This window comes from Candidatus Sysuiplasma jiujiangense, from assembly GCA_019721075.1.
Lineage (GTDB): Archaea > Thermoplasmatota > Thermoplasmata > Sysuiplasmatales > Sysuiplasmataceae > Sysuiplasma > Sysuiplasma jiujiangense.
Map to the genome: position 1 here is coordinate 58260 of JAHEAD010000008.1, position 12497 is coordinate 70756.

14 protein-coding genes are annotated in these 12497 nt (G+C 49.6%); 9 read left to right on the forward strand and 5 right to left on the reverse strand.

Annotation, left to right across the window (positions count from 1 at the left end; translation table 11 throughout):
- Positions 1–41 precede the first annotated feature (41 nt).
- The 4 genes from KIS29_06025 to KIS29_06040 form a co-directional block, all read right to left on the reverse strand.
- Entirely contained in the window at positions 42–785 is a 744-nt protein-coding gene (locus tag KIS29_06025; protein MBX8639879.1) for a fumarylacetoacetate hydrolase family protein, read from the reverse strand.
- Positions 782–1684, reverse strand: a complete 903-nt coding sequence (dapA, locus tag KIS29_06030) for a 4-hydroxy-tetrahydrodipicolinate synthase (protein MBX8639880.1) — start codon at positions 1682–1684, stop codon at positions 782–784. Before dapA ends, KIS29_06025 begins: the two co-directional genes overlap by 4 nt.
- 139 nt (positions 1685–1823) lie before the next feature.
- Entirely contained in the window at positions 1824–2819 is a 996-nt protein-coding gene (locus KIS29_06035; GenBank protein ID MBX8639881.1) for a homoserine dehydrogenase, read from the reverse strand.
- 19 nt (positions 2820–2838) lie between these two features.
- A complete protein-coding gene (locus KIS29_06040) occupies positions 2839–4038 on the reverse strand; it encodes a threonine synthase (GenBank protein MBX8639882.1) in 1200 nt (399 codons plus the stop codon).
- 579 nt (positions 4039–4617) lie between these two features.
- On the opposite strand from KIS29_06040, the gene KIS29_06045 reads away from it, so the two are divergent.
- Together KIS29_06045 and uppS are read left to right on the forward strand one after the other, a co-directional pair.
- Positions 4618–5313 (forward strand): metal-dependent hydrolase, encoded by a 696-nt coding sequence (locus KIS29_06045; GenBank protein ID MBX8639883.1) that lies wholly within the window; start codon positions 4618–4620, stop codon positions 5311–5313.
- A gap of 41 nt (positions 5314–5354) precedes the next feature.
- Positions 5355–6143, forward strand: a complete 789-nt coding sequence (uppS, locus tag KIS29_06050) for a di-trans,poly-cis-decaprenylcistransferase (protein MBX8639884.1) — start codon at positions 5355–5357, stop codon at positions 6141–6143.
- On the opposite strand, the gene KIS29_06055 is transcribed toward uppS, so the two are convergent.
- Positions 6117–7067: a DNA-3-methyladenine glycosylase 2 gene (locus tag KIS29_06055; protein ID MBX8639885.1), complete on the reverse strand. Its 951-nt coding sequence runs from the start codon at positions 7065–7067 to the stop codon at positions 6117–6119. The genes uppS and KIS29_06055 overlap by 27 nt on opposite strands.
- A 143-nt stretch (positions 7068–7210) precedes the next feature.
- Between KIS29_06055 and KIS29_06060 the strand changes: the two genes are divergently transcribed.
- From KIS29_06060 to KIS29_06090, 7 genes are all read left to right on the forward strand, one after another.
- The gene (locus KIS29_06060; GenBank protein ID MBX8639886.1) at positions 7211–8368 is read left to right on the forward strand and encodes a thiolase domain-containing protein; all 1158 of its coding nucleotides are present in this window, start codon (positions 7211–7213) and stop codon (positions 8366–8368) included.
- A gap of 5 nt (positions 8369–8373) precedes the next feature.
- Positions 8374–8742 (forward strand): OB-fold domain-containing protein, encoded by a 369-nt coding sequence (locus KIS29_06065; protein MBX8639887.1) that lies wholly within the window; start codon positions 8374–8376, stop codon positions 8740–8742.
- A gap of 108 nt (positions 8743–8850) precedes the next feature.
- On the forward strand, positions 8851–9822 hold the full coding sequence (locus tag KIS29_06070; GenBank protein ID MBX8639888.1) for a 3-hydroxyacyl-CoA dehydrogenase family protein: 972 nt from the start codon (positions 8851–8853) through the stop codon (positions 9820–9822).
- Positions 9823–9824: 2 nt separating this feature from the next.
- Positions 9825–9962, forward strand: coding sequence for a hypothetical protein (locus KIS29_06075; protein ID MBX8639889.1), 138 nt, complete (start codon positions 9825–9827; stop codon positions 9960–9962).
- Positions 9955–11148 carry an acyl-CoA dehydrogenase family protein gene (locus KIS29_06080; GenBank protein MBX8639890.1) on the forward strand — a complete coding sequence of 398 codons (1194 nt, stop codon included), beginning with the start codon at positions 9955–9957 and terminating at the stop codon, positions 11146–11148. Before KIS29_06075 ends, KIS29_06080 begins: the two co-directional genes overlap by 8 nt.
- Before the next feature lie 39 nt (positions 11149–11187).
- Positions 11188–11595, forward strand: coding sequence for an NUDIX domain-containing protein (locus tag KIS29_06085; GenBank protein MBX8639891.1), 408 nt, complete (start codon positions 11188–11190; stop codon positions 11593–11595).
- A 178-nt stretch (positions 11596–11773) separates the two neighbouring features.
- The gene (locus KIS29_06090; protein ID MBX8639892.1) at positions 11774–12496 is read left to right on the forward strand and encodes a hypothetical protein; all 723 of its coding nucleotides are present in this window, start codon (positions 11774–11776) and stop codon (positions 12494–12496) included.
- The last annotated feature ends 1 nt before the right edge of the window (position 12497 follow it).

Genomic DNA, 12497 nt, shown 5'->3' on the forward strand with positions numbered 1-12497 from the left:
TTATGTTTTCACTGAAATGATAAAACTGCCTGTCACGCAGATCAATATTCTGATGCGACGCGATTGGTCAGCCTTCCTATGCCCTCAATGTCCACATCCACTACGTCGCCCGGTTTGATCGGCGAAATACCCCTTGGCGTGCCTGTCAGGATGATGTCGTCCTCATAAAGCGTCATGAATGCGCTCAGGAATTCCACAATCTCACCGACAGTGTGAATGAACATCAGCGTGCTGCCCTCCTGCTTAACCTCACCGTTGACGGTTGTCCTGATCTGCAACCCTCCGTCCAGGTCTATATCTTCAGCGGATGCAACCCAGGGACCGAGCGGACAGAATGTGTCGAACCCTTTTGCCTTAACCGGGGGCCTGAATGTATTTGTGATAAAGTCCCTCGCCGTGACATCGTTTGCTACGGTGTATCCTCGAACAAAGTTCAAAGCATCGGACGATCTTACGTTACGCGTTTTCCTTCCTATTACGACCGCCAGCTCACCCTCGTAATGTACATAGGTCGCGCCTGAGGGATAAATTATGTTTTCCATATGCCCGACGAGGGTATTCGGCGGCTTGAGGAAAATGAGCGGGGACTCTCCGGGACTCAGTCCCAGCTCATCCGCATGATCTCTATAGTTGAGTACCAGCCCTATTACTTTTGATGGCCTGACAGGCGGGAGGAAACGCACCTCATCCACAGAGTAATAGCCACCCGTCTCATCAAACAGGCGTTTGCCTTCTGCAGTCCCGGTATGCTCCTTGCCCGAAAACACAAACCTTACGTATTTCACACCATCACTTCCCTCTTAAGACCGTACGTTTCGAGCAGTTCTCTGAGTTTTGATCTCTTCCGTGCGGGGAGTTTCAGCAGCGGCGGCCTGAGTATGTTGTTCGCCAGACCAAGCATTTCCATGGCTGCTTTCAGCGGAACAGGATTGGTTTCCCAGAAAATTGCCTCGTTGATTGGAAAGAGCCTGAAATGAAGTTCCATGGCCTTCTTCCACTTTCCTGAGACTGCGAAATCGTACAAGGCGGCGACTTCCCGGGGCAGGATATTTGCAGTCGCGCTGAAGTGCCCGGCACCGCCTATTGCAAGCATCGGGTAGCAGAGCGATTCTATTCCGGAATATAGCAGAAAATCAGGACCGCACTTAGATAATATGGATGTTGCTGCATCCATATCCCTGCTGGACTGTTTGATGCCGATTATATTGCTGTTCGACACGTTGAGTCTGTAAACAGTTTCCGGCAGAATATCGGTTGCTGTCCTGCCCGGGATATTGTATATTATCAGGGGAAGAGAAACAGACCGGGCAATCCTGGAAAAATATTTTAAAAGCGCCTCCTGGGACGGTTTGACATAATATGGCACAATAACCAGGGCTGCATCGGCCCCGATGCGCTCCGCACGCTTTGTAAGCCGCATAGTGTCCGTAAGATTATTTGTTCCCGTGCCGGCAATGAACGGAACGCGCCCATTAATGAATTCGGCAGTCCGTTCGAAAAGCTGTTCCCTTTCCTCTAGCGAAAGGGAGGTGGGCTCACCGGTGGTTCCAGCTACGGAAATGCAGTGTGTTCCATTACGAATCTGCCAGTCTACCAGTCTAGAAACGCATTCGAAATCTATCGAATTGTTGATTCTGAAAGGAGTCACCAGCGGAACAATGGAACCGCGCAGTTCTCTGTTCATCGATTTCAGGGATAATATCCGCTGGACTTTCTTAATATTGACTGATCGCCTTATTCCAGACGAACCGCATGTGGGATGGCATCAACACCGTGCATGATGCCGGCAAGCCATGGCTTACAGCAACAGGCAGTTATTTTCCCTAAATCCTGCTGCGTATCAGAAGCATGTCACGGAAAACTGCGCGTGCTGTGCTTCTCCCGCCTGCCCCCGAACCCGTGAGCGTGACAACATCGCCGCCGTCGATGTGGTACGAGAGCGCATTGAGAGTTCCGTTTATATTGAGTCTGTCCGAAACTGGTATCGCTACTGGAGAAACAGATGCTCGACCATCAAACTCGGCTATCAGCCTTATGGTATTTCCCGCGCGCAATGCTTCGAGCATGTCTTTGCCTGAAATTTCGCCGATACCTTTGACCGTAACATCGCCAAGACGTAGCGACGCGCCGCAGAGCCAGTTAGCAAGTATTACGATCTTTGCGGCTGCATCTGTACCGTTGATGTCGTTTGAGGACTCCGCTTCGGCAATGCCCAGGCGGCGAGCTTCGGCGAGTGCAATATTCTGAGAAACTCCTTCCGTCATTCTGGAAAGTATGAAATTTGTTGTTCCGTTCAGAACGCCTCTGAGGGCACGTATTCTGTTAGGGAAAAGACATTCTTTTCCAAAATCAAGGAAGGGTGTCCCTCCTCCAACTGTCGCGCCAAATTTCAGCATGACACCGTTTTCCTGCGCTGCCTCCAGTGCTTCCGTCATCCGAATTGCCATGACTGCCTTGCTTGCCGTAACATAGTGCATACCGGCTCTGAAGGAAGAACGCATGATTTCAAGCGAAGAGTCGCACTCACGGTAGTCTGTAGGCAGGCAGTCCACGACAATATCGGCATCCGTCTCTTTGATCAGTTCGCGGATCCTGCCCCCCTGACAGAAATTAGGGAGGGTTGATATCGTCCCCTCTTTCTTGGAGTTGAGAACAGATGCGAACTTCAGTCCGTCAGGGTGCGACGCGAATCCGGTGGAGTCGGCAACTCCGATCAGCTTGAAATCGCCTGTTGTGCGAGACTGATGGAAGCCACTCTCTTCCATGATAGAAAGAAGCGATCGCCCGACTTCACCCAGTCCAATTAAAATAAATCTCAAAATAAAGCACTCCTGATTTTCAAATAGCTGTCAAAATCTTCCGCAATTCGGCGGAGGACGAAATAACTGTGGAGTCGAAGGCTCCGGAAACGCTGACATCCTTGAGTCCGTTTCCTGTCGCAACGCAGACGACTGTTTCGCCCTGCTTGAAAAGATGTCTGGATGACAGCCTGATTAGAGCCGCAACGGTGGAAGCGCTGGCAAGCTCCGAAAGGATCCCTTCCTTCTCCGCGAGCATTTTCCTGGCATCTATGATCTCGCGGTCCGTGACAGCGATTGCAAGCCCAGCCGATTCCCTTACAGCGGATAAGGCCCTCTTCCAGTTTGCTGGTTTTCCGATCCTTATTGCGGAAGCCTCGGTTTCAGGCGATTCTGTAAACTCTATAGAACTCAGACCTTTCTCATATGCGTGCACGATCGGAGATGCACCCTCTGCCTGGACAGCGACTATTTTCGGGAGCCCGGAAATCACGCCGATTGATCTGAACTCCTTGAATCCCTTCCAGTATGAACTTATGTTTCCACCGTTTCCAACCGGGATAACGAGCCAGTCGGGAGCAGCGGAAAGCTGATCGCATATTTCGAATGCGGCAGTCTTTTGTCCCTCTATCCTTAAGGGGTTTACGGAATTCATTATTCCCGTTCCATCAGTCCCTTCATTCTCCTTCACTATTTCAAGCGCCTGATCGAAATTACCTTTCGTTTCAACGATCCTGGCGCCATAGGCAACACATTGAGCGAGTTTGGTTTTGGCGACTTTGCCCCGGGGGACAACGACGACCGTGGGAATGCCCGCTTTTGCACCATATGCCGCCATTGAAGAAGCCGTATTTCCTGTTGAAGCACACATTGCGATCCGTACACCTGTCGCCTTTGCCACGGTCATGGCGACACTCATTCCCCTGTCCTTGAATGAACCGGTGGGATTTTTTCCTTCATTCTTGACAAACAGTTCTTCGATCCCCATAACCTCTGCCAGGTTTTCAGCGTAATGAAGCGGTGTACCGCCTTCTGACAGGGAGACTATCTTTTCCTCATCTACCTGGGGGAGAAGTGCGGAATAGCGCCACAAATTGAAATCCTGCGGCGGCGGCAGCAAACTGCTTACCTTAACCTCACCCTCGCTCATCCATTCGAGCAGCCCTCCGCATTTCTTGCATGACAGAAGTACAGATGAGGCTGAAATGACAGTCGAGCAGTCAAGGCAGATGAAATTCATTTCAGCACCGTGTTTACCGGAAAGCGGAAAGACTACGGTATTTTAAAAGATTGTATCGAATCGATGACAGCACGGTATAATTTTCAGCATAAGGCAATAAACCGAAGGAATCGTGACGGATCCCGGTTTTGCAGTGAACGTACCAGATCAATTCACGGACCGGGCAGTGGCAATGTCACGGAAGCGCGATGACCTGCTGATTTATACCTGCTGCGGTCAAATATGTCATCAGCTCCCAGCGGCACACTTGCAGGTAACAATCAGTCACGGCTTCGCATCTTCAGGCCAGCGGTTGCGCTGCCTGGTGCTTTGCTGTTCAGACGCCTATGGAACAGCTACTGACATCCTGTTTTATGGAAGGGATTAATGAACCTTCATAGCTGAATGCATAATTATTGCAGCGCCGGAGACAAAAACAGAGCGGGAACCAAATAGGGTGCAGGCAATGTGCTTTTGCCTCTGCAGAGACAAAAGAACGACACATACAATTGAACTGCCAGAGCGTACAGGTCAAATTGTGGCAGAGTCTCGATGTCCAAAGTTTAATAGCGACTGTTGCTTTTCGTGTGTTGAAAGGTGATACAGACGACAAAATTGACCTGGCTGGGCCATTCCGCATTTCTGCTTGAAGGAAAGAACAGAATACTGTTTGACCCGTTTATTTCCGGGAATCCTGTTGCAAAATCCAGGCCCGCCGAGATAAAAACCGATATCGTTTGTGTTTCGCATGGCCACGGCGATCACGTGGGCGACTCTGTAGACATTGCAAAGAGAAACAAGGCCCCAATTGCGTCAATTTTCGAACTGGCTGTTAGATTTGATTCTCAGGGAGCCAAAGTGGAACAGATGAATATCGGCGGCGGCGTCAGAATTATGGATAGCAGCATAAACATGGTAAATGCTCTGCACTCGTCTGATGTATTTGAGGGGGAAGCGCTTCAGACAGGCGGTTCGCCGGCCGGTTTTGTGGTGGAAAGCGGCGTCACTGTTTATCATGCGGGGGACACGGGATACTTCGGCGATATGAAATGGATAGGAGACTTCTACAGGCCGAAGGTTGCAATACTACCGATTGGAGATCGATTCACGATGGGGATCAGAGAGGCTGCGTTTGCTTCATCGGTTATTGCGCCGGAAATCGTGATTCCTATGCACTACAGTACGTTTCCCGCAATACAGCAGGATCCGTCGAAGTTTGAGGAGGAGGTCAGGCGGATCAGCTCTGGAAATATAAGGGTAAAGGTTATGAAGGTCGGCGAGACAATAGAGCTCTGAAAGGATATCCAATGAGCCAGGATCGCCAGACGAAAGGAGATATGTCGACAGCAAGAGGCATAGCAAAGGCCATTGCCGACACGGCCTACAGCGCTTATGAAAAGCGTCTCCTGGCGGAAGTGAGGAAATTCCCTGTTCCAAGGCATGTGGCTGTAATAATGGACGGCAACAGGCGATATGCGGAAGAAATGGAATTGCTGCAGAATGAAGGGCACAGGAGGGGCAAGGATAAACTGGAGCAAATGCTTGACTGGTGTCTGCTGCTGGATATCAGGGTGCTGACTGTCTATGCATTTTCCACGGAAAACATGAAGCGGAACAGCGACGAGGTAGAATCGCTGATGAATATGTTTGAGGAGAATTTCAAAAAGGTGGGGGATGATGCGCGAGTGCACAGGCATCACATACGGATAAGGGCCATAGGGCAGATCGAGCTGCTGCCCGATAAAGTACAGAGGGCGATACGCTATGCCGAAGAGAGAACGAGATCCTACACCGACTATACGTACAACATTGCAGTGGCTTACGGAAGCAGGCAGGAGATCATAACAGCCATAAAGCAGATAGCAAGGAAGGCAACTGCCGGCGAAATCACTATAGACGACATAGATGAAAAATTAATGTCAAAATTCCTCTACACGGACGGACTTCCCGACCCTGACCTTGTATTGAGGACGTCGGGTGAAGAAAGGATTTCAAACTTCCTCCTCTGGCAGGCTGCCTACAGCGAACTCTATTTCAGTGATGTATACTGGCCGACATTCAGCCTTCTTGATTTTCTCAGGGCCATACGCTCCTATCAGCTAAGGCGGAGGAGATTCGGAAGCTGAAACGCGATCGTCGGCTAAAATCTTCCTGAGTCTTGAACCGTAAAACAGATATTCCTGAGCGTATCCCGCAAATCTTCCGAAATGTTCCATTGCCCATTCCCTCACTTTCCGAATAGGCACAGTTCTGCCGTCAAAATAGAGCAGTTCCACGCCTCTCTTTACCCAGCGGTCAACAGGGAAGGCTTCAAGCTTGTCCATCGAGAAAAGCAGGACACAATCTGCAACCTTGGGTCCGACACCGTTGAATTCGTTCAGTATTTCAAATGCCCTGTCGTAATCCATCCTTCTGAGCGAGCTGAGGTCTATCCCCTCATCCCTTACCTTTTTCGCAGCATCTGCCAGATACCTCGATCTGAAGCCCAGTTTCATCGACCGTAATTCAGATTCCCGCGCATTGGCCAGTGCATCTATTGTGGGAAATGTCCAGAAAGTTCTGCCTTCATAATGCACTTCATCGCCGTAACGAGAAGAGAGCCTTTCAACGTCTCCTCTTATTTTCGGTATGTTGGAATTTATTGAGCAAATGTAGGATGCGAGGCATTCCCACGGGTCCTGCCTCATAAGACGCAATCCCGCGTATTTCCTCAGTGCCGCTTCTATATTGTCATCCCTGGAAATCTCTTCCATTATTGTTTTGATGTTGTCGTCAAATCTGAATAATTCTCCGATCGCACCAAGCACGCCGAAATATCCTGTATCGGGGCTCATTGAAACCATCAGTTCGTTCGCTCTCTGTCTTATCTTCAGTATTCTGCGCCCCTGAACGCAGTAGTAGTAGGAACCCGTTCTGTTCCATCTGAAGGCCTGCCCGCACTCAACCGTCAGCTTTAGATTGAACGGTTCCAAAACATTTACAGAGATGTGTTTTCCGCTTCCATGCTGCTCGGCAGAGTCGGAGTTTTCTGTTCGAGAGAGGGACTTCATTCACCTCTCAGTAATGGACACAGGTAATAAAGGAATTCTCAGAACCGCTCGGTACCGGAAACGGGACTGAAATAATTCACATGAATAAATACAGGTATTGTACTATTGAACCGACATGAACGGACACGGATGGAGAGCCTGAAATGAGGAAGGTGTTTGTCGTAGGAAGCTCAATGTCAAAATTCGGAAGGATGAATGAAACAGGAAGGGAATCGCTAGCAACTGTCTCACTTAATGCAATAAATGACGCCGGAATAGAACCTACTGAAATCGATTCGACATTTTATTCCAATGCATTCGGCATCACCGAAGGGCAGCTGCATGTGGGGCCGCTGATCAATTCGGCCCTGGGCATTCCCGAAGTGCCTTCAGTGACTGTGGAAAGCGCCTGCTCGAGCTCCTCTGCAGCGCTACATGAGGCTTATGTGCACGTGGCAAGCGGTCAGGATGAAGTCTGTCTCGTTGCCGGAGGGGAAAAGCTGAGCCACCTTGACACTCTTTCAGCCACAACATATTTTGCAATGGGTTCCGATTTTTCATTTGAAGCCAGCAGCGGTGTTACTTTCCCGGGTCTGTATGCCAGTATGGCCATTGCACATATGAAAAAATACGGCACAACACAGAATATGCTCGGTGCAGTTGCCATCAAGAATCATGAAAACGCTGCCAAAAATCCGCTAGCCCATTTCCACAAGAGGATAACAATGGAGAATTATCTCGAGTCTCCGGTTGTCGCATACCCCTTCCATCTTTACGACTGTTGCCCGTTTTCCGACGGATCAGCCGCAGTTGTGATTGCTTCGGAGGAAAAGGCGAGGAAACTCACGCAGGAACTCGTGGAAATCATGTCCAGCGAAAGGGCTGGAAGTGCCGCCACTTTGCAGGACAGGAATGACATCACCCATCTGGAAGGAGCGTCCAAAGCTGCAGAAAGGGCTTTTTCCAGGGCACATCTGCAACCAGCGGATGTTGATGTTGCTGAAGTCCACGATTGTTTCACGATAGCAGAAATTATTGCTACAGAGGATATCGGCTTCTTCAGGAAGGGCTGTGGAGGGAAGGCAGCAGAGGAGGGGGAAACGGCCATAGGAGGAAGAATAGCCGTTAATCCCTCCGGAGGGCTGAAGGCCAAAGGACATCCTGTCAGCGCAACAGGCGTTGCGCAGATACATGAGATTTACGAGCAGCTCACCGGGAAGGCCGGCCAGAGGCAGGTTAAAGGCGCAGAGATAGGACTTGCACACAATGTGGGGGCAACGGGCGGTTCCTGTTCCATACACATACTGGGAAGAAGAAGGTGAACGGCGTGCAGTCTATTTCTGATTTTGAGCAAAATATCAGAGCAGGAAGACTTGTTGGTTACGTTTGCGGGCAGTGCGGCCACAGAGGTCTGACCTTCACTCTTCTGTGCCCCCGATGCCATTCTGAAAAACTATCGCCTTTCACATTCAAGGGGAGCGGCACAGTACGGACATACACATTGCTCAGCGTGCCATCTGAAAAATTCGTGGAGGATGCACCGTATGCATATGTGGTTGTTGACCTTGATGAAGGTGGCAGCACATCCGGCTGGATGGCGGAGGTGCATTCACCTGCTGAAATAGCTGTGGGAGACAGAGTTGTTTTTGCACGAGATGGGAAAAAGGGGATCGCGTTCCAGAAAGAGAGCCATTAGCGGAAAAAGGCACAATTCAGGTCATTGAATCCGCACGGGAAATATGTCTTCTTCCGGGAGTTATTAATTAATTGTTGTCCATCTGGCCTACCGGGAGATGATAACAGTATGCTCAATGCAAAGAAAATAGGGGTCATCGGCGCAGGAACAATGGGCTCGGCGATAGCAGAGCTGTTTGCATTCAATGGGATGGAAGTAACACTGAAGGATGTAAACGACGGACTTGTTCGGAAAGGCATGAAAAATATCGACAGGATACTGTCTGATCTTGTTTCCTTTCAATCGGGGAGAGCATCGGGACAGATAAGGAAAATAGAGGAACTTGGTGTAAAACTCACCGAAGAGCAGAAAGGGTCCGTAAGGGCGTCACTCAAACCGTTGTATTCGGAAAAGGAAAAAAATGAAATTCTGGCAAGAATACACGGTTCAACGTCCTATGACGATCTCAGGGATGCCGATCTCGTAATTGAGGCTGCCTTTGAAGATATCGGTGTCAAGAAGAAGATATTCGGCGAAATGGAAAGTGTTGCGCCGGAAAGCGCAGTTCTGGCATCCAATACATCCTCCATATCAATTACAGCCATAGCTTCATCGACAAATACAAGGCACAGGGTTATCGGCATGCATTTCTTCAACCCGCCGTATACCCTGCCTCTTGTGGAAATAATCCCCGGAATCGATACAGCTGAGGAGACTGCAGCAAAGGTCGTTGACCTGATCAGAAGCATGAAGAACCACAGGTACCAGATGGTGCCTATCAGGGTCAGGGAATCCCCGGGCTTCCTGGTGAACAGGCTCCTTGTCCCCATGCTGAACGAGGCATGCTTCCTCCTCGAGGAGGGCATAGCCTCCGCCGGTGACATAGATACGGCAATGAAAAAAGGTGCAGGGCTGCCCATGGGACCGCTTGAGCTGGCAGACATGGTCGGAGTGGACATCTCGTACAATGTCTCGAAGGTTCTGTACGACGAATTCTGTGACTCCAAGTACAGACCATCACCGCTGCTTAAAAGAATGGTTGATGCGGGAAGACTGGGAAGGAAGACCGGAAAGGGATTTTTTGACTATTCCTCACAGTGAACGTGGCAACGGTAATTTCATGCATCACGGCAAGACGCATTCATATGGAGGGAAATGCAGATTTTGCACATCGATTTATACAGAAGAAGATACAGGAGAAGGCGCTTACATCAATACTGGAAGGTGAAATGATTGGTTGATTTCTCATTTTCCGAAGAACAGGAATTGCTGAGGGAAAGTGCAAGGAAATTTTTCGAGACGGAGCTTAGACCGCTTTCCGCCCAGATCGACAGGGAAGCCAGATTCCCTTCTGAAATCATAAGCAGGATGGCGGGAATGGGATACATGGGAGTGCCAATTCCGGAGGAGTACGGCGGAGCCGGTCTTGGAAAAACGGGGTACTGCATTCTTCTCGAGGAGCTTGGCCGTGTGGATGCTTCTGTGTGCACAATCCTCAGCGCACACTGTTCACTAGGAAGCATCCCGCTGCTCTACTTTGGAAATGAGGAACAGAAACAGAAATACCTAATACCGGCAGCAAAGGGGACAACCCTGCACTCTTTCAATCTTTCAGAACCGGGCGCCGGTTCAGATGCTTCATCCATACAGACAACGGCGACAAAGGAGGGGCATAGCTACGTGATTAACGGCACAAAGCTCTGGGCAACTAACGGAAAGGAGGCAGATGTCTACATTGTTTTTGCCGCCACCGCCAGAAAACAGGGTGCCGCCGGTGGATTGACCGCATTCATTGTCGAAAGGAAATTTGGTGGTATCAAATTCGGGAGAGAAGAGGAAAAGATGGGAATCAGGGGAAGCAGCACTATGCAGCTGTTCTACGACAACGTTAGCGTCCCAGAGGAGAATGTTCTTGGCAGGATCGGAGATGGCTTCAGGATCGCTATGACAACACTGGATGTCGGGAGGATTACGCTTTCAGCAGGTTCCCTGGGTGCATCATCCAGGGCAATAGAGCTTGCTCTTGCATACGCAAAAAACAGGATACAGTTCGGCAGGTCTATCGCGGAATTTCAGGCTATCCAGTTCAAGCTTGCAGAAATGGGGATAAGGACGGAAGCACTCCGTTACTTCCTATACAACGTAGCTGCAAGAGCGGATGCTTTGGGAACGGACGTTTCCGCGTGGCCGAAAAGCAAAAGGGAGGATCTTACCAGGGAAGCAGCCATGCTCAAAACATTTGCAAGTGAAACAGCCTCTTTCTGTGTGGATGAATCGCTTCAGATACATGGCGGAACAGGATTCATCAAAACCTCCGAGATTGAAAGAATGTACAGGGATGCCCGTATTGCCGAAATATACGAGGGAACAAATGAAATACAGAGAATGGTCATCGGCCGGGATATGGCAAGAAGAGGATGGCACTGATTCGTACACATTCGGAGCATAAATGATCGTGGTGATAAATTGGAGAGAATAATGAAGATCCAGGCGCTGCTCTACAATGCAGCCGAAAGCATGGAGTATCTGCTGCTGAGGAGACCAGAGAGCAGAGGAGGAATGTGGGGACCGGTGACAGGTCATGTCGAAAAGGGCGAAAAACTCCTGGATGCGCTACAGAGAGAAATAGAGGAGGAGACAGGCATTGGAGAGCTGGCATACATCATTGATCTGCGCGTTCCATTCGAATTCACGAAAGATAATACTAAAATTGAAGAACATTCCTTTGGCGTCCAGACAGGAACCAGGGAAGTTCGAATTTCGGAAGAGCATGTCGAATATGCATGGCTGCCCTATAAACAGGCGGCGGAAAGACTGAACTGGCCAAATCAGAAGACATCGCTTCAGGTACTGAATGACATGATTAACCTCTGAATCAGGTCACTCTTGTTGCCCCGTGACAGTCCAGCCTGGACTGAAATGCAGATTTCGACCACAATTTATAAATTATCAAGATTGATAGCAACATTAGTCTGGCAGCTGGCAAAGACGTCTTCGTTCTTTGGAAGGAAGGTGGGATGCATGCTCTCTGCAGACGCCGGATCGTGCTGATATGAAAACAGGATACAGGGCGCTGATTGGTGCTATCGTTGCAATTTTGGTTCTAGCCGCAGCTGGCGCCATTCATCTCGAGGCATATCTTTCAATTCTTATTGCTTCGCTCCTTGCCGGTGCAATCGTATCGGAGAGGGTCAGGATTGCCAGCGCGTTTTCCATGGCCCTTGTTTTCAGCATTCTGTCGCTGGCTGCACTGCTCTACTGGCAGCATTTATTTGTTTCCTTCCCTTTTTTGGAGATCCCATTCACCGTTACCATTTCCCCGTATATTGCCGCGTCCGGTTCCTCCCAGGAGATTTTTCAGCTCGGGTATGAAATTGCGGTCACGCTTCTTGGAGGAACAATCGGTGCAGTCGCCACCCATTTCTTTATTGACATTTTAAAGAAACAGGGTAACGCTGCCGAGAGCGGGGAAACAGAAATTGACAGGCTGAGCAAGAAGCTTGAAATGCTCACCAAGGAGAGGGAGAAACTGGAGGAGGAATTGAGAGTATGTGAAATGATAGAACAGGGGGCTAAGACCCGTATAGCAAAGAATGAGATTACTCAGAATGACTACGAATCCATAATCTACCGCAACGACAACTACAGAATGAAACTGAAGGGAAGGATGGAGAAGGTAAATTCTGAAATACAGCAGCTCAGGGTGGATATAGAGGCGAGACAGAAGGCAGTGGCTGGGACGGGATTTTCAAAGGGTCCTGCCAAAACCGGCTGAG

Coding starts and splice junctions, on each gene's coding strand:
- dapA (MBX8639880.1), bottom strand. CDS start 1,684: ATGAACAGAGAACTGCGCGGTTCCATTGTTCCGCTGGTGACTCCTTTC.
- KIS29_06040 (MBX8639882.1), bottom strand. CDS start 4,038: ATGAATTTCATCTGCCTTGACTGCTCGACTGTCATTTCAGCCTCATCT.
- uppS (MBX8639884.1), top strand. CDS start 5,355: ATGTCGACAGCAAGAGGCATAGCAAAGGCCATTGCCGACACGGCCTAC.
- KIS29_06055 (MBX8639885.1), bottom strand. CDS start 7,067: ATGAAGTCCCTCTCTCGAACAGAAAACTCCGACTCTGCCGAGCAGCAT.
- KIS29_06060 (MBX8639886.1), top strand. CDS start 7,211: ATGAGGAAGGTGTTTGTCGTAGGAAGCTCAATGTCAAAATTCGGAAGG.
- KIS29_06070 (MBX8639888.1), top strand. CDS start 8,851: ATGCTCAATGCAAAGAAAATAGGGGTCATCGGCGCAGGAACAATGGGC.
- KIS29_06090 (MBX8639892.1), top strand. CDS start 11,774: ATGAAAACAGGATACAGGGCGCTGATTGGTGCTATCGTTGCAATTTTG.